The following is a 16,345-nucleotide window of genomic DNA, read 5'->3' on the forward strand; positions in this document are numbered from 1 at the left end:
CGCGTCCGTCACCCGAGCGAGGTTACCGGACCACCACCTCCGCCAGATCGCCGCCGACGGCGAACCGTTCGGCCGGGGAGGGCGCGGCGGACGGCCGGAGCGCGCGGGGCCGGACGGCGGCGGTCGATGTCGGGTAGCGGACGGTGTGGGGCGCGCCCCACCCCCTCCACTCCGCCCCACCCGCGTTGACGTGCGGTTTTGCGCGCGGAAACGCCACGCCGCGCGGGCGATTCTGGTTGCAGGTGGAGGGAAGTGGAGTAGAGTGGGGCGCGATGGTGAGGCCGGGAGGGCCACACCGGCCCGGGGGGTCAGCGGCGCCGCGAACGCCGCTCAGGGCGAGGGGGTTGGGCCGATGTTCCTCGGCACCCACACTCCGCGCCTGGACGACAAAGGCCGGTTGATCCTGCCGGCGAAGTTCCGGGACGAACTGGCGGGGGGTGTCGTGATCACCAAAGGGCAGGAGCGCTGCCTCTACGTCTTCCCGATGCCCGAGTTCCAGCGGATCGCCGACCAGTTGCGCGCGCAGCCGATGACGAGCAAGGCGGCCCGGGCCTACAGCCGGGTCTTCTTCGCCAGCGCGCACGACGAGGTGCCGGACAAGCAGGGGCGGGTCACCATACCCGGCCACCTGCGGTCGTACGCGGCACTGGACCGGGATCTGGTCGTGATCGGAGCGAGCACCCGGGTGGAGATCTGGGACAAGGCGGCCTGGGAGGCCTACCTCGCGGAGAGCGAAGACGACTTCGCCGACATCGAGGAGGGGGTGCTGCCCGGCGGTCTGTAGGGCGTGACGGCGCCCGACGTACTGCGAGATCTCCAGCCGCTTTCGAGTTCCTGGCACCCCTTCCCCGGTGCCAGGCGCACGATCCGACACGGAGGGCCGCGGCCTCCGGCGGGCGGGAGCGGATGGGGATCTGGCGGTATGGCGAGGCGTCGTGGCGACGACGGACACGTGACGGAACGGTTGGCGAACGGGGTGGGGGTCGAGATGGGGGAGCTACGCGGCACGCACGTGCCGGTGCTGCTCGAGCGGTGTCTCGAGCTGCTGGCCCCCGCACTGGGCCGGCCCGGTCGCACCGTGCACGTCGACGCCACGCTCGGCCTGGCCGGGCACGCCGAGGCGGTGCTCTCGGCGCATCCGGACACGGTGCTGATCGGCCTGGACCGGGACACCGAGGCGCTCGCCCACGCGCGGGTCCGCCTGGCCCGGTTCGCCGACCGGATCCACCTGGAGCACGCCGTCTACGACGAGCTGCCCGAGGTGCTCGACCGGCTCGGTTACCCGGCGATCGACGGGGTGCTGTTCGACCTCGGCGTCTCGTCCCTGCAACTGGACGCGCCCGACCGCGGGTTCGCGTACGCGCAGGACGCGCCGCTGGACATGCGGATGGACCAGACCCGGGGGGTGACCGCCGAGGAGGTGGTCAACACCTACTCCCACCCCGACCTGGCCCGCCTGCTGCGGGTGTACGGCGAGGAGAAGTTCGCCGGGAAGATCGCCTCGGCGATCATCCGGGAACGGGAGCGCGCCCGGATCACGTCCTCGGCCCGGCTGGCCGAGCTGGTCCGGGACGCGATTCCGGCACCCGCCCGACGAACCGGCGGACACCCGGCAAAGAGAACGTTTCAGGCTTTACGGATCGAGGTAAACAGAGAACTGGCAGCGCTGGAGACGGCGCTGCCGGCTGCTCTGGACAAGCTCACAGTGGGCGGCCGCATGGTGGTCCTGTCCTACCACTCGCTGGAGGACCGGCTCACCAAGCAGGCGCTCGCCGACCGGGTCCGCAGTAAGGGCCCGGTCGACCTCCCGGTCGAGCTGCCCGGGTCGGGCCCGACGTTCCGGCTGTTGAGCCGGGGCGCCGAGCTGCCCGGGGAGGCGGAGGTGGCCGCGAACCCGCGTGCCGCCTCGGTGCGGCTGCGGGCCGCGGAACGGCTCGACCCGGAGGCGGCCCGGCAGGGGCGTACCGACCGCGAACGGTACCGCCGCCGGGTGAAGGCGATGCACCAACCGGGGACGGGGTCACCGGGGTCCGGCAAGGACCCCGCGTCGGCCCCGGGGGACGCGAACGGGACGGACGAGGAGGGGGAGGGGACATGAACGTCGAGAAGCGCGACGGCCGGGGAGCCGTCGGGCAGCGCGCACCGCGGTCGGGGGGCCGGACCGCGGCGCAGCGCACCACGCGGGACATGACGGCGACCGACCGCCGGGAGGCGACTCGTGCCCGGGGGGCGCGCGAGTTCCCGACGCAGGGCAGCGCCGCTCTGCGGCCGGCCGAGCGTACCCGGGTCACCGGCACGCCGGCGCCGCGCCTGCGGGTCGCCCCGCCGGCGCCGATCCGGGTGCCCCGGGCTCCGTTCGTCGCGCTGATCCTGGTGCTGGTGGTCGGTGGGGTGCTGGGCATCCTGGCGGTCAACACCAAGATCAACGAGAACGCGTTCAAGCTGGAGAAGCTCCAGCAGCAGCAGGCCAAGCTGGACGTGGACGAGCAGGAGCTGAAGAAGGAGATCGCGAAGCAGAAGGCGCCCGGCAACCTGACCGCCAACGCCCGCAAGCTGGGCCTGGTCGAGTCCGAGGACCCGGCCTACATCCGGCTGCCGGACGGGCAGACCATCGGGGTGCCGCACCCCGCGCAGGGCGCCCCGTCGGTCACCAGCCAGCAGGGCAACGGAGGCTGAGCCATGCCGCCGAGATCGGATGATCCGCGCCGGGACGCCACGGGCTCCCGGCGCGGCTCGTCGCGGGGGTCGGAGCCGCGCGAGGCGGGCCTCGGCGGGATCTCCGACGCCCGCGCGTACACCCCGCGCGGGCGGACCGTGCGCGAGGGCGGCGGCGCCGAGCAACGGCGTACCCCCCGCAGCAACCGGTCCGGCGACCCGTTCCGGCCCGCGCTGCAGGTGCTCGACGGCGGCCGGGCCGGGCGGGCCGGCACGCGCGAGCCCGCGACCGACGGCGCCCGGTCGGGCCGCCGGTCCACCGCCGCGGGCGGCCGGGCCGGCGTGGTGCGGACCGTCTCGTCCCGGCCGGTGCGGGAACCGTTCGACGACGACGAGGACGCGCCGCCGCCGCGCCGCCGGTCCCAGCCGCGCCGACCGGCCGCCGCCCAGCCCCGCCGGCCGGTACGCAAACCGCGCCGGCCGCCGCGACTCGGCGACCCGCGCCGGCGGCTGCGGCTCGGCACCGTGCTGGCGCTGGCGTTGTTCGCCAGCATCGGCGTGCGGCTGGTCTACCTCCAGACCGTGGACACCCCGGCGTACGCCGACGGCGGCCTGCCCAACCGGCTCGCCGTGGTCGAGCTGCCGGCCCCGCGCGGGGCGATCCTCGACCGCAGCGGCGAGCCGCTGGCGCACAGCGTCGAGGCCCGGTACGTGTTCGCCGACCCGACCCGGGTCAAGGACCGGTTCGCCACCGCGCGACTGCTCTCCCCGCTGCTCGGCGTGCCCGTGTCGGACCTGGCCGAGAAGATGCGCAAGCGCACCCTGCCCGGCACCGACACCCCGTTGCAGTTCGTCTACCTGGCCCGCGGCGTGGAGATCGCGACCGCCAAGCGGATCATGGCGCTCGACCTGGCCGGCATCAACGTGCACCGGGACGAGCGGCGCGAGGTGCCCGGCGGCGACCTGGCCGCCAACCTGATCGGCTTCGTCAGCCAGGACATGAACGGCCTGGAGGGACTGGAGGCCAAGTACGACGACGTGCTGCGCGGGCAGGCCGGCAAACGGACCTACGAGGTGGGCCTCGGTGACCTGGCCGCGCCCATCCCGGGCGGCTACAGCCGCACCACCCAGCCGCAGCCGGGCAGTTCGCTGAAGCTCACCGTCGACCGGGACCTCCAGTTCATGACGCAGCGGATCCTGGCCAAGCAGACGGCCAAGGTGAAGGGCAGCGTCGGCGCCGCGGTGATCATCGAGGTGCCGAGCGGCGAGGTGCTGGCGCAGGCCAGCCAGCCGACGTACGACGCGGCGAACCCCACCAAGGTCGGTTCCCCGGCGGACCGGGACGACGCGGCCACCACGTTCGTGGTCGACCCGGGCTCGATCCACAAGGCGATCACGTACGGCGCGGCGCTCCAGGAGGGCGTGATCACGCCGGACACCAAGTTCCCGGTCTCCGACACGATCGTCCGGGGCGGTGTCACCTTCCGCGACACCCACCCGGCCGGCGGCCGCACCATGAGCATCCCCGGCATGCTCGCGTTCTCGTCGAACGTCGGCACCATCGAGATCGCCGAGAAGCTGGGCAAGGACCGGCTCTTCGACTACCAGAAGCGGTTCGGGCTGGGTCAGGTGACGGGCGAGGGCATGCCGGGCGAGGCGGCCGGGCGGCTGCTCCCGCCGGACCAGTGGAGCGGCTCGGCGTACGGGTCGGTGCCGATCGGGCACAGCGTGGACGCCACGCCGCTGCAGATGGCCGCCGCGTACGCCACCATCGCCAACAACGGCACGTACGTGCAGCCGCACCTGGTCAAGGAGACCATCGGCGCGGACGGCGAGCGCAGCCCCGCCGCCGCCCCCACCACCCGCTCGGTGCTCAGCCCCGACAACGCGGCGGCGCTGCGCCGGATGATGGAGGCGGTCACCACGGTCGACGGCCCGGACGGCCAGGCCACCGGGCTGGCCGCCGCGGTGCCCGGCTACCGCGTCGCCGGCAAGACCGGCACCGGGCTGCGCTACGAGAACGGCAAGGAGCAGCCCGGGCCGGTCGGCTCGTTCATCGGCATGGCCCCGGCGGAGAACCCCCGGTACGTGGTGGCGGTGTTCGTGTGGAGCCCCGGCGGCGAGGGCGGCGCGGTCGCCGCGCCCGCGTTCCGGGAGATGATGGGCTTCACTCTCCGCCACTACCGGGTGCCGCCGTCGCTGACCAACAAGTCCCCGAAGTTCGAGGTCTTTCCGCGCTGAGCGGGGGCGGCGGGACATCATCGGTGAGTGGCGACGAACCACCGGGGCGGCTGTGCGGTCGGAACCGGACGACCGGGTAGGGTCTGACGCCGTGCCCGGCAATCCACGTCCCACAACCGTGCGCCCCGTACGGCTCGGCGACCTCGCCGCCCGCGTGGCGGCGACCCCGCCGGAGGAGGCCGCCGAATCGGCCGTCACCGGCGTGACCCACGCCTCCCAGGAGGTACGCCCCGGCGACCTGTACGCCGCCCTGCCCGGCGCCCGGCGCCACGGCGCGGAGTTCGCCGCCGCCGCCGCCGAGGCGGGCGCGGTGGCCCTGCTGACCGACCCGGCGGGCGCGGCGCTCGCCGCCGGGACCGGCCTGCCCGTGCTCGTCGTCGACGACCCGCGCGACGCGCTCGGCGAGGTGGCCGCGACCGTCTACGGCGACCCGACCGCCGGCCTGACCGTGATCGGGGTGACCGGCACCGCCGGCAAGACCTCCACCAGCTACCTGGTCGAGTCGGGGCTGCGCGCCGCCGGGCACGTCACCGGGCTGATCGGCACCGTGGAGACCCGGCTCGGCGACCTGGTGATCGACAGCGTCCGGACCACCCCGGAGGCCACCGACCTGCACGCCATGCTCGCGGTGGCCCGCGAGCACGGGGTGGACACCGTGGTCATGGAGGTGTCCAGCCACGCCCTCGCCATGGGCCGGGTCGGCGGCGTCCGGTTCGACGTCGGCGGCTACACCAACTTCGGCTCCGACCACCTGGACTTCCACGCCGACGAGGCGGACTACTTCGCGGCCAAGGCCAAGCTGTTCGACGGCCGCTGCAAGGTCGAGGTGCTCAACCACGACGACCCGGCGCTGCGCCCGCTGCACAAGCCGGGCACCGTCACCTACTCGGCGGCCGGCGACCCGGACGCGACCTGGTGGGCCGACGGGATCGACGGTGAGGGCTACGCGCAGCGCTTCACGCTGCACGGGCCGGACGGTCTGGCGCTGCCCACCGGCGTGGCGCTGCCCGGCCGACACAACGTCGCGAACGCGCTGCTGGCGGTGGCGCTGCTGGTCGCCGCCGGAGTGGACGCGGAGACCGCGGCGCGCGGCGTGGCCGCCTGCGGCGGCGTACCCGGCCGGCTGGAACTGGTCAGCGGCGACGCGCCGGTACGCGGGGTGGTCGACTACGCGCACAAGGCCAACGCGATCGAGGCGGTGCTCACCGCGCTGCGCGGCCTGACCGAGGGCCGGCTGATCTGCGTGCTGGGCGCCGGTGGCGACCGGGACCGGGGCAAGCGGCCGGTGATGGGCGGCGTGGCCGCGCGCGGCGCCGACGTGGTGCTGGTGACCGACGACAACCCGCGGACCGAGGATCCGGCCGCGATCCGGGCCGAGGTGCTGGCCGGCGCGTACGCCGCCGCGACCCCGGCCCGCGTCATCGAGGTGCCCGGGCGGCGGGCGGCGATCGAGGAGGCGGTCCGGGTGGCCGAACCGGGTGACGTGGTGGCGGTGCTGGGCAAGGGCCAGGAACGCGGCCAGGAGATCGGCGGCGAGGTGCTGCCGTTCGACGACCGGGTGGAGCTGGCGGCGGCGCTGCGCGCCCGCTTCGGCGACCTGGTGGGTCAGCGGTGATCCCGCTGACGCTGGCCGAGGTGGCCGCCGCCGTCGACGGCCGGCTGGCCGGCGCCGACCCGGACGCCCGGGTCACCGGCACCGTCGAGTTCGACTCCCGCAAGGTGAACCCGGGCGGGCTGTTCGTCGCCTTCCCCGGCGAGCGGGTGGACGGCCACGACTACGCGGCCGGCGCGATCTCCGCCGGCGCGGTCGCGGTGCTCGGCACCCGGGAGGTGCCGGGCGTGCCGATGGTGCTCGTCGGCGACGCGCTCGACGCGATGGGCCGGCTGGCCCGCGCGGTGGTGGACCGGCTGCCCGGACTGACCGTGATCGGGCTGACCGGCTCGTCCGGCAAGACCACCACCAAGGACCTGATCGCCCAGCTCGCGGTGCGGCTCGGCCCGACGGTGGCGCCGCCCGGCTCGTTCAACAACGAGCTGGGGCACCCGTACACCGCGTTGCAGGCCACGCCGGAGACCCGCTACCTGGTGATGGAGAAGGGCGCCCGCGGGGTCGGGCACGTCCGCTACCTGTGCGACGTGGTGCCGCCGCGGATCTCCGTGGTGCTCAACGTGGGCGTGGCGCACCTGGGCGAGTTCGGCTCGGTGGAGACCATCGCGCTCGCCAAGGGCGAGCTGGTCGAGGCGCTGCCCGACGACGGGCTGGCGGTGCTCAACGCCGACGACCCGCGGGTCGACGCGATGGCGTCGCGTACCCGGGCCCGGGTGGTGCGCTACGGCGAGTCGGAGCGCGCCGACGTGCGCGCCGTGGACGTGACGCTCGACGGCCGGGGGCGGCCCTCGTACACCCTGGTCACCCCGGAGGGCAGCGCGCCGGTGCGGCTCGGGCTGACCGGCCGGCACCAGGTCTCCAACTCGCTCGCCGCCGCGGCTGTCGGCCGGGAGCTGGGCCTGCCGCTGCCGGACCTGGCGGCGGCGCTGAACGAGCTGGGCCTGGTCTCCACCCGCCGGATGGACGTCTTCGAGCGTCCCGACGGGGTGACCGTGATCGACGACTCGTACAACGCCAACCCGGCCTCCACCGGCGTGGCGCTGCGGGCGTTGGCCAGCATGCGCGGCGACGGGCGTACCGTCGCGGTGCTCGGCTACATGGCCGAGCTGGGTGACTTCGAACTCCAGGGGCATCAGCAGGTCGGCCGGCTCGCGGCCGAACTGGGAGTGGACCGGCTGCTCGTGGTGGGCGAGCCGGCGGCGCCGATCCACGAGGGCGCGACAGCGGTAGGTAATTGGGGAGGAGAGTCGGTGCTGCTCACCGATCAGGCGGCGGCCGTCGAGGTGCTGCGGAGCGAGCTGCGTCCGGGAGACGTGGTGCTGGTGAAGGGCTCCCGGTACCGGACCTGGGAGGTGGCCGACGCGCTGCGCGCGGACGCCCGTGAGGGTGCGACGGAGGGCGGCGCCGCATGAGGGCGGTCATCGTCGCCATCGGGGTCGCGTTCCTGATCTCGCTGTTCTGCACCCCGATCGCGATCAAGGTGTTCGCCCGGCTGAAGGCCGGCCAGCCGATCCGATCGAACCTCGGGCTCGCCAGCAACGAGGGCAAGAAGGGCACGCCGACGATGGGCGGCGTGGTCTTCATCCTGGCCACGGTCATCGCGTACGTCGCCGGGCACCTGGCCCTGACCACGCTGCCGGACGCGCAGATCGCCCAGGTCGAGCCGACCATCACGGCGCTGGTGCTGCTGGGGCTGATGGTGTTCTCCGGCGCGGTCGGCTTCATCGACGACTTCCTGAAGGTCCGCAAGCGGCACAGCGGCGGCCTCAACAAGCGGGGCAAGCTGGCCGGGCAGATCCTGGTCGGTGCCGTGTTCGGCGCGGTGGCCGTCTACTTCCCGTCGAGCATGACCGACGCCGGCGGCAACGCGACGAACACCGAGACGGTGGGCAGCACCACGCTGAGCTTCATCCGGGACATCCCGGCGCTGGAGATCGGCAAGGTCGGCGCGGTGATCGTCATCATCATGGTGGTCATGGCGGCCACCAACGGCGTCAACCTCACCGACGGTCTGGACGGCCTGGCCACCGGCGCCTCGGTGATGGTGCTGGCGGCGTACGCGCTGATCGCGTTCTGGCAGTACCGCCACTGGTGCGCCGACCCGAACTACACCGAGTCGTACTGCTACACCGTGCGCGACCCGCTGGAGATCGCGCTGATCGCCGGCGCGGCGGCCGGTGCCTGCGTCGGCTTCCTGTGGTGGAACACGTCCCCGGCGCGGATCTTCATGGGCGACACCGGCGCGCTCGGGCTGGGCGGCCTGATCGCCGGCATGGCGATGTCCACGCGCACCATCCTGCTGCTGCCGATCCTGGGCGGCCTTTTCGTGATCATCACGATGTCGGTGGTCATCCAGATCATCTCCTTCCGCACCACCGGCAAGCGGGTGTTCCGGATGTCGCCGCTGCAGCACCACTTCGAGCTTGCGGGCTGGAGCGAGGTCAACATCGTGGTCCGGTTCTGGATCATCGCCGGTATCGGCGTGGCCATCGCGCTGGGCCTGTTCTACAGCGAGTTCCTCGCCGCGGTGAGCTGACCGCACCACCGCGTCACGGCGGGGCTCCCGATTGTCACCGGGGCCCCGCCGTCTCACGTTCCGACACGCCGACCGGGCGGTTGCGCCACGGGCGGGCGGGTCGAGCGGCCATGATGGGCCTGTGGGGGAGGGACGAGACATCCAGGTGACCAGCGACCCGCCGGCCCGCCGTGCCCCGGCTGCCACGCCGCCGGCCGACCCGCCCGCGACGCGCTGGGATCCGGCGGGTGGCCTGGCCGCGCTGCGCGGCCTGCTGGCCCGGCCGCTGGCCTCGTACTACCTGCTGCTGTCCAGCGCCGGCCTGCTGCTGCTGATCGGCCTCACCATGGTCTTCTCCGCCACGAGCGTGAAGGACTTCGCCGAGGGCGGCGACGCGTCCGCGTCGCTGACCAAGCAGGCCGTGTTCGCGGTGATCGGCATCGGCGCGTTCTGGGCCTGCCAGCGGCTGCCCGCGCGCACGTTCCGGGCGGTGAGCCGCCCGGCGCTCGGCGTGGCGGTGGCGCTGCTGCTCACGCTCAACCTGTTCGTCGCGCTGAACTCGCTGTTCGGGGTGACGTCGATCGGGCCGCTACGGGCCGAACTCCTCTCGCTCTCCCTCGGCCCGATCTCGCTGCAACCGGTCGAGGTGGCGAAATTCGCGCTGGTGCTGTGGGCGGCGCACGTGCTGGCCCGCAAGGGCGCCGCGCTGGGCTGGTGGAAGGAACTGGCCACACCGCTGTTCCCGGTGGTGGGCCTGCTGTTCGTGCTGGTCGGCTTCAACGACCTGGGCAGCATGCTGTGCCTGCTGGCGCTCGTGGTCGGGCTGCTCTGGGCGGCCGGTGTGCGGGGCCGGGTCTTCGCCGCGCTCTCCGCGATCGGCCTGGCCGGCATCGGCCTGCTGGTGGCCGCCGCCTCGCTCGGCGCCGGCTCCGGCTCCCGGGACGCGGACAACTACCGGCTCGGCCGTCTCACCATGTGGCTCGACCCGCCGGATCCGAAGACCTGCTTCGAGCAGAAGCTGGACTACTGCTACCAGCTCGTGCAGGCCCGCTACGCGATCGGCAACGGCGGCTGGTTCGGCGTCGGCCTGGGCCAGAGCTCGCTGAAGTGGAACTACCTGCCCGAGGCGCACAACGACTTCATCTTCGCCATCGTCGCCGAGGAACTGGGCGTGGTCGGCTGCACAGTGGTCCTGACACTGTTCGCCGTGCTCGCGTACACCGGGATGCGGATCGCCCGCCGGGTCGAGGACCCGTTCCGCCGGCTCGCCGCCGCCGGCGTGACCGCCTGGCTGGTCGGCCAGGCCGTCATCAACATCGGCGGCGTGACCGGCCTGCTGCCGCTGACCGGCGTACCGCTGCCGTTCATCTCCGACGGCGGCAGCGCCCTGGTGGTGACGCTCGCCGCGATCGGCATGCTCGCCTCGTTCGCCCGCGCGGAGCCGGACGCGGCGCGAGCGCTGCATGCCCGTCCGCCCGCCCGATGGGTCCGACTAGTGTGGGCCCCGTTGCCGCCGCTTCCCGGCCGGCGCCGTAAGCCGGCGCCGCCCCCGGCCGACCGTGGGTCCGTGCCCCGGTCCCGTCAGCGGCGGCAGGACGACCAGGCCGCGCCCCGCGGCGCCCGGTCCGACCGGGCGCGCTCCGGCGCGGCGAGCGAGAGGAGACGCTGATGGGTCCGCTGCGTTCGGTGGTGCTCTGCGGAGGGGGTACGGGCGGGCACATCTACCCGCTGCTCGCCTTCGCCGACTGCCTGCGCCGACACGACCCGAGCGTCCGGATCACCTGTCTGGGCACACCGAAGGGGCTGGAGAACGAGCTGATCCCGCCGGCCGGCTACGACCTGCGGCAGATCCCGGCCTACCAGCTTCCCCGGTCGGTCAACATGAGCCTGGTGCGGACCCCGGACCGGATGTGGAAGGCGGCGCGCGCGGCGGGCAAGGTGATCGACGAGGTCCAGGCCGACGCCGTGGTCGGCTTCGGCGGGTACGTCTCGGTGCCCGGTTACCTGGCCGCGTGGCGGCGGGAGCTGCCCATCGTCATCCACGAGGTGAACGTGCCGCCGGGTGTGGCGAACCGGCTCGGGATGAAGTTCACCAAGAACGTCGCGGTGGGCTTCCCGCACCAGCCGGCCCAGGCCGAGGCGCTGCGCGACGCCCGGGTGGTGGGCGTGCCGCTGCGCCGGGGCATCGCCGGGCTGGACCGGGCCGCGCTGCGCGACGCCGCCCGCGCCCACTTCGGACTCCGTCCCGACCTGCCGGTGCTGTTCGTCGCCGGTGGCTCGCAGGGCGCCCGCTCGATCAACCTGGCCGTCTCCGGCGCGGCGAAGGAACTGGCCCGCAACGGTGTGCAGGTGCTGCACGTCATCGGCGCCCGCAACGAGCCGGTCTCCGTGCCGACCGACCTGCCGGTGCCGTACGTCACGCTGCCGTACCTGTCCGAGATGGAGCTGGGCTACGCGGCCGCGGACCTGATGCTGGCCCGGGGCGGCGCGATGACCTGCGCCGAGGTGGCCGCGATCGGCCTGCCCACCGTCTACGTGCCCTACCCGCACAGCAACCAGGAGCAGAAGCGCAACGCGCTGCCGGTGGTGGAGGCGGGCGGCGGCCTGCTGGTCGACGACGCCGAGATGACCCCGGCCTGGGTGGAGCGGACGGTGATCCCGCTGATCCGCGACCCGCAGCGGCTCTACGCGATGGGCGCCGCCGCTGCCGGGTACGGCCGCCGGGACGGCGACGTGGCGCTGCTGAACTTCGTCTACGAGGTGGTGGCTCGGTGAGCGCGAGGAGCGAGCTTGCGAGCCCCGCAGTCGCGAACAACGGTGGCTCAGCGATGTGCGACACCGCGACGGGAAGGTACGTCTGATGAACACCGCGCAGTTCACGCCCGCCGGCACCATGACGGCGGAGGACCTGGGCCGGATCCACCTGATCGGGGTGGGCGGCGTCGGGATGGCCGGGCTGGCCCGGCTCTTCCTGACCCGGGGCCTGCCGGTCTCCGGCAGCGAGCTGCGGGAGTGGCCGTCGCTGGCCGGCCTGCGGGCGCTCGGCGGCACCATCCACTCCAGCCACGAGGCGTCCAACCTCGACGGGGTGGACACGGTCGTCTACTCCTCGGCCATCCCGCAGGACCACCTGGAGATGGTCGAGGCGCGCCGCCGGGGTCTGCGGGTGCTGCACCGCTCCGAGGCGCTCGCCGCCGCGATGACCGGCCGCCGCACGGTGGCGGTCGCGGGCACCCACGGCAAGACGTCCACCACCTCGATGGTCACCATGGTGCTCCAGCAGGCCGGCACCGACCCGTCGTTCGTGATCGGCGGCGAGATCTCCGAGGTGGGTTCCGGCGCGCACCACGGGACCGGCGAGCACTTCGTGGTCGAGGCGGACGAGAGCGACCGCTCGTTCCTCATCTACCGGCCGTTCGTGTCGATCATCACGAACATCGAGGCGGACCACCTCAACACCTACGGCGACCTGGCCACCCTGGAGGCGGCGTTCGCCGAGTTCGCCCGGCTCACCGACCCGGCCGGCTTCGTGATCACCTGCGCCGACGACGCGGGCGGACGCCGGCTGGCCGACACGCTGCGCGCCGAGGGCCGCCGGGTCTGGACGTACGGCGAGTCCGCCGACGCGGACCTGCGGATGAGCGAGGTCGTGTCGTCCGCGCACGGGGTGCGCTACCAGGCCGAGGTCGAGGGCCGGCCGCTCGGTGAGATCCGGCTGCCCGTACCGGGCCGGCACATGGCGCTCAACAGCGCGGCCGCGGTGCTCGCCGCGTACCTGCTGGAACTGCCGGTGGCCGCGGCGGAGGCCGCGCTCGGCGCGTTCCCGGGCGTGCGGCGCCGGTTCGAGCGCAAGGGCGCGGCGGACGGCGTGCTGGTGTACGACGAGTACGCCTACCACCCGACCTCGATGACGCTGGCGTTGCAGACGCTGCGCGAGGTGGCCGGCGACGGCCGGCTGATCGTGGTGTTCCAGCCGTACCGTCTCTACCGCACCCGCGACAACCAGGCGGAGATCGCCGCCGCGCTCGGCATCGCCGACGAGGTGGTGCTGCTGGAGGTCTTCGGTCCCGGCGAGACGCGCCGCCCCGGCGAGGGCTCGGCCGCGCTGATCCAGGAGGTGCCGCTGCCGGCCGAGCGCAAGGTGTTCGTCGAGGCGTGGGACGACGTGCCGGGCGAGGTGGCCCGGCGGGCGCGGACCGGCGACGTGGTGGTGACCATGGGCGCGCCGCCGATCTCGCTGATGGGTGACCAGTTGCTCGACGCCCTGCTCGCCCGCTCCGCCGGGGGCACGGGGCTGGGCGCCGGCGTCGACCCGGACGGCGCGGCGACCCCGGCCGGATGAGTCCCGGTCCGGCCCGCGGCCGTACCCCCGGCCCGGACGGCGGCGGGCGGCGCAGCCCGGCCCGGCGCTGGCAGCTCGTGCGGGCGAACGCGGACGCCGTGCCGCCGTCGACCCGCCGGTTCATGGCCCGGGCCCGCCAGCGGCGGATGCGGGCCGTGCTGCCCTGGGCGGTCGCCGCCGCGGTGCTCGCCGTCGCGGGCCTGGTGGCGTGGACGGTGCTGGGCACCGGTCTGTTCGGCGTACGCGAGGTACGGGTGGTCGGCGCGCGGCTGGTCACCCCGGTGCAGATCCGCGACGCCGCCGCGGTGCCGGACAACGCGCCGCTGGCCCGGGTGGACCTGGACGCGACCGCGCGCAAGGTCGGCACGCTGCCGCCGGTGGCCCGCGCCAGTGTGGAGCGCCAGTGGCCGGACACGCTCGTGATCCGGGTGCAGGAGCGCACCGCGGTGGCGGCGGTGCCGCAGGGTGAGGGCTTCGTGGTCGTCGACGGCTCGGGTGTGGTGTTCCAGCGCCTGGACCGGGCGCCGGACGGGTTGCCGCTGGTCAAGGTGGCCCGGCCGGGCCCCGACGATCCGGGTACGCGGGCCGGGCTGGCGGTGCTCGGCTCGCTGGGGGAGAAGCTGCGCGCGGAGCTGGTCGCGGTGGACGTGGCCGGGCTGGCCCGGATCACGCTGGTGCTGCGCGGGGAGCGTCAGGTGTTCTGGGGTGACGCCTCCCGAGGCACCGACAAGTCCACCGTGGCGACCGCGTTGCTGAGCCGCAAGGCGGACCGGATCGACGTCAGCGCGCCGGACGTGGTCACGTTCGAGTGACCCGTGGCTCAGCGAGCGGGTGATGTGTCCCCTGTCGCTCGGTCGGCGACACGCCGGAACGGGTCCTTGGCTCCTGGCGCGGCGGCGCATACGTTGCCCCGAAGAGATCAGTGGTTGACATAACTCTAAGCCTCTAGTAGAGGGTGAGGGTTCAGCCGTCGGAGGCCGCTGATCCGGCCAAGCCGTGTGGGGTCGGCCCATGCCAATCTCGAAGGGAAAGGACCGGAGATGACACCTCCGCACAACTACCTGGCGGTCATCAAGGTCGTCGGCATCGGGGGCGGCGGCGTCAACGCCGTCAACCGGATGATCGAGGTTGGGCTCAAGGGCGTCGAGTTCATCGCGATCAACACCGACGCGCAGGCGTTGCTGATGAGCGACGCCGACGTCAAGCTCGACGTGGGCCGGGAGCTGACCCGGGGACTGGGCGCGGGCGCCAACCCGGACGTCGGCAAGAACGCCGCCGAGGACCACCGCGACGAGATCGAAGAGGTACTCAAGGGCGCCGACATGGTGTTCGTGACCTGCGGCGAGGGTGGCGGCACCGGCACCGGCGGCGCGCCGGTCGTGGCGAACATCGCCCGCAAGCTCGGCGCGCTCACCATCGGTGTGGTCACCCGGCCGTTCTCGTTCGAGGGCAAGCGCCGGCAGGTCCAGGCCGAGGCGGGCATCGAGGAGCTGCGCAACCAGTGCGACACGCTCATCGTGATCCCGAACGACCGGCTGCTCGCGCTCGGCGACCGCAACATCTCCATGATGGACGCGTTCCGAACCGCGGACCAGGTGCTCCTCTCCGGTGTCCAGGGCATCACCGACCTGATCACCACGCCGGGTCTGATCAACCTGGACTTCGCCGACGTGAAGAGCGTGATGAGCGGCGCCGGCAGCGCGCTGATGGGCATCGGCAGCGCCCGGGGCGAGAACCGCGCCGTCGAGGCGGCCGAGGCGGCCATCTCCAGCCCGCTGCTGGAGCAGAGCATGGACGGCGCGCGCGGCGTGCTGCTGTCCATCGCCGGCGGATCGGACCTCGGCCTGTTTGAGATCAACGACGCGGCGCAGCTGGTCACCGACGCGGCCCACCCGGACGCGAACATCATCTTCGGCGCGGTCATCGACGACGCGCTCGGCGACGAGGTGCGGGTCACCGTGATCGCGGCGGGCTTCGACGGGGGCGCGCCGGCGTACAAGGCGGTGGAGCCGCCGCGCAAGAGCAACCAGAACCCGCCGGCCCAGCCGAACGCGCCGGTGAGCCCGCCGGCCACCATGCCGGCGCCGCAGCAGCCGTCGCGCCGGGTGCTCTTCGACGACGTCGACGTGCCCGACTTCCTCAAGAACGGGTCCTGAGCCGCGCCGATGACGGAGTCACAGACGGCGGTGCGGCCCGAGCGGCGTGCCGAACTCGCGGCCGGTCTGGCCCGGGTCCGGGCCCGCATCGCCGACGCCTGCGCCGCCGCCGGGCGGCAGCGCGACGAGGTCACCCTGGTCGCGGTGACCAAGACGTACCCGGCGGCGGACGTGGTCGCGCTGGCCGGGCTCGGTGTGACCGACGTCGGGGAGAACCGCGACCAGGAGGCGGCGCCGAAGGCGGAGGCGGTGGCCGACGCCGGCGCCTCGCCGCGCTGGCACTTCATCGGCCAGTTGCAGCGCAACAAGGCCCGATCGGTGGTCCGGTACGCCGACGTGGTCCAGTCGGTGGACAGCGTCCGGCTGGCCGCCGCGCTGGACGCCGCCGCCGGCGCGGTCCGGGACCGGCCGCTGGACGTGCTGGTGCAGGTGAGCATCGACGGCGACCCGGCCCGGGGCGGGGCGCTGCCCGGCGTTGCCGATCCGCAGCGAGGGCTCGACCCGGTGGCCGCGGCGGTGGCCGGCGCCGACGGTCTGCGGCTGGCGGGCCTGATGGCGGTGGCGCCGCTGGGCTGGGAGCCGGACCGGGCGTTCGCCCGGCTGGCCGAGGTGGCGGCGGCGCTGCGGGCCGACCACCCGGGTGCGACGGTGCTGTCGGCGGGCATGAGCGGAGACCTGGAGAGCGCGGTCGGTCACGGCGCGACACATGTCCGTGTCGGCAGCGCGTTGCTCGGAATGCGCCCTGCGCTGCGGTAGCCTCACCACGACGGAAGCAAATTACATCAGTGTTGTTCAGGACGGCGTTCCCGTAGCCGGGGGCCGTGACG

At 73.8% G+C, this 16,345-nt stretch carries 13 protein-coding genes; all 13 read left to right on the forward strand.

Annotation, left to right across the window (positions count from 1 at the left end):
• Positions 1-352: 352 nt before the first annotated feature.
• The 13 genes from mraZ to V6U82_RS20475 all read left to right on the forward strand — a co-directional run bounded on the left by mraZ (position 353) and on the right by V6U82_RS20475 (position 16,274).
• Entirely contained in the window at positions 353-784 is a 432-nt protein-coding gene (gene mraZ, locus V6U82_RS20415; protein WP_013287610.1) for a division/cell wall cluster transcriptional repressor MraZ, read from the forward strand.
• Positions 785-988: 204 nt separating this feature from the next.
• The gene (gene rsmH, locus V6U82_RS20420) at positions 989-2,098 is read left to right on the forward strand and encodes a 16S rRNA (cytosine(1402)-N(4))-methyltransferase RsmH (protein WP_114921323.1); all 1,110 of its coding nucleotides are present in this window, start codon (positions 989-991) and stop codon (positions 2,096-2,098) included.
• Positions 2,095-2,676 carry a hypothetical protein gene (locus tag V6U82_RS20425; RefSeq protein WP_334463535.1) on the forward strand — a complete coding sequence of 194 codons (582 nt, stop codon included), beginning with the start codon at positions 2,095-2,097 and terminating at the stop codon, positions 2,674-2,676. The genes rsmH and V6U82_RS20425 overlap by 4 nt, the downstream gene beginning before the upstream one ends.
• 3 nt (positions 2,677-2,679) lie before the next feature.
• Complete coding sequence (locus V6U82_RS20430; RefSeq protein WP_334463538.1) at positions 2,680-4,896, forward strand: peptidoglycan D,D-transpeptidase FtsI family protein; 2,217 nt, start codon at positions 2,680-2,682, stop codon at positions 4,894-4,896.
• 52 nt (positions 4,897-4,948) lie between these two features.
• Positions 4,949-6,511 carry a UDP-N-acetylmuramoyl-L-alanyl-D-glutamate--2,6-diaminopimelate ligase gene (locus V6U82_RS20435; protein WP_334463541.1) on the forward strand — a complete coding sequence of 521 codons (1,563 nt, stop codon included), beginning with the start codon at positions 4,949-4,951 and terminating at the stop codon, positions 6,509-6,511.
• A complete protein-coding gene (locus V6U82_RS20440) occupies positions 6,508-7,917 on the forward strand; it encodes a UDP-N-acetylmuramoyl-tripeptide--D-alanyl-D-alanine ligase (RefSeq protein WP_334463544.1) in 1,410 nt (469 codons plus the stop codon). The genes V6U82_RS20435 and V6U82_RS20440 overlap by 4 nt, the downstream gene beginning before the upstream one ends.
• The gene (gene mraY, locus V6U82_RS20445; protein ID WP_047893347.1) at positions 7,914-9,041 is read left to right on the forward strand and encodes a phospho-N-acetylmuramoyl-pentapeptide-transferase; all 1,128 of its coding nucleotides are present in this window, start codon (positions 7,914-7,916) and stop codon (positions 9,039-9,041) included. Before V6U82_RS20440 ends, mraY begins: the two co-directional genes overlap by 4 nt.
• 145 nt (positions 9,042-9,186) lie before the next feature.
• A complete protein-coding gene (locus tag V6U82_RS20450; RefSeq protein ID WP_435123424.1) occupies positions 9,187-10,689 on the forward strand; it encodes an FtsW/RodA/SpoVE family cell cycle protein in 1,503 nt (500 codons plus the stop codon).
• Positions 10,689-11,795, forward strand: a complete 1,107-nt coding sequence (gene murG / locus V6U82_RS20455; RefSeq protein ID WP_334463548.1) for an undecaprenyldiphospho-muramoylpentapeptide beta-N-acetylglucosaminyltransferase — start codon at positions 10,689-10,691, stop codon at positions 11,793-11,795. Before V6U82_RS20450 ends, murG begins: the two co-directional genes overlap by 1 nt.
• An 85-nt stretch (positions 11,796-11,880) precedes the next feature.
• Complete coding sequence (gene murC / locus V6U82_RS20460; RefSeq protein WP_334463550.1) at positions 11,881-13,362, forward strand: UDP-N-acetylmuramate--L-alanine ligase; 1,482 nt, start codon at positions 11,881-11,883, stop codon at positions 13,360-13,362.
• A complete protein-coding gene (locus V6U82_RS20465; RefSeq protein WP_334463552.1) occupies positions 13,359-14,174 on the forward strand; it encodes a cell division protein FtsQ/DivIB in 816 nt (271 codons plus the stop codon). The genes murC and V6U82_RS20465 overlap by 4 nt, the downstream gene beginning before the upstream one ends.
• Before the next feature lie 228 nt (positions 14,175-14,402).
• On the forward strand, positions 14,403-15,518 hold the full coding sequence (ftsZ, locus tag V6U82_RS20470) for a cell division protein FtsZ (RefSeq protein WP_030500246.1): 1,116 nt from the start codon (positions 14,403-14,405) through the stop codon (positions 15,516-15,518).
• Between the two features lie 9 nt (positions 15,519-15,527).
• Positions 15,528-16,274, forward strand: coding sequence for a YggS family pyridoxal phosphate-dependent enzyme (locus tag V6U82_RS20475; protein ID WP_334463556.1), 747 nt, complete (start codon positions 15,528-15,530; stop codon positions 16,272-16,274).
• Positions 16,275-16,345: the final 71 nt, after the last annotated feature.

Origin of the sequence: Micromonospora sp. CPCC 205554, assembly GCF_036902745.1 — a bacterium.
GTDB lineage: Bacteria > Actinomycetota > Actinomycetes > Mycobacteriales > Micromonosporaceae > Micromonospora > Micromonospora tulbaghiae.

Excerpts from the sequence above, each read along its gene's own strand:
- mraZ (WP_013287610.1), top strand. The coding sequence starts at position 353 with ATGTTCCTCGGCACCCACACTCCGCGCCTGGACGACAAAGGCCGGTTG.
- rsmH (WP_114921323.1), top strand. The coding sequence starts at position 989 with ATGGGGGAGCTACGCGGCACGCACGTGCCGGTGCTGCTCGAGCGGTGT.
- V6U82_RS20425 (WP_334463535.1), top strand. The coding sequence starts at position 2,095 with ATGAACGTCGAGAAGCGCGACGGCCGGGGAGCCGTCGGGCAGCGCGCA.
- V6U82_RS20430 (WP_334463538.1), top strand. The coding sequence starts at position 2,680 with ATGCCGCCGAGATCGGATGATCCGCGCCGGGACGCCACGGGCTCCCGG.
- mraY (WP_047893347.1), top strand. The coding sequence starts at position 7,914 with ATGAGGGCGGTCATCGTCGCCATCGGGGTCGCGTTCCTGATCTCGCTG.
- murG (WP_334463548.1), top strand. The coding sequence starts at position 10,689 with ATGGGTCCGCTGCGTTCGGTGGTGCTCTGCGGAGGGGGTACGGGCGGG.
- murC (WP_334463550.1), top strand. The coding sequence starts at position 11,881 with ATGAACACCGCGCAGTTCACGCCCGCCGGCACCATGACGGCGGAGGAC.
- V6U82_RS20465 (WP_334463552.1), top strand. The coding sequence starts at position 13,359 with ATGAGTCCCGGTCCGGCCCGCGGCCGTACCCCCGGCCCGGACGGCGGC.
- ftsZ (WP_030500246.1), top strand. The coding sequence starts at position 14,403 with ATGACACCTCCGCACAACTACCTGGCGGTCATCAAGGTCGTCGGCATC.
- V6U82_RS20475 (WP_334463556.1), top strand. The coding sequence starts at position 15,528 with ATGACGGAGTCACAGACGGCGGTGCGGCCCGAGCGGCGTGCCGAACTC.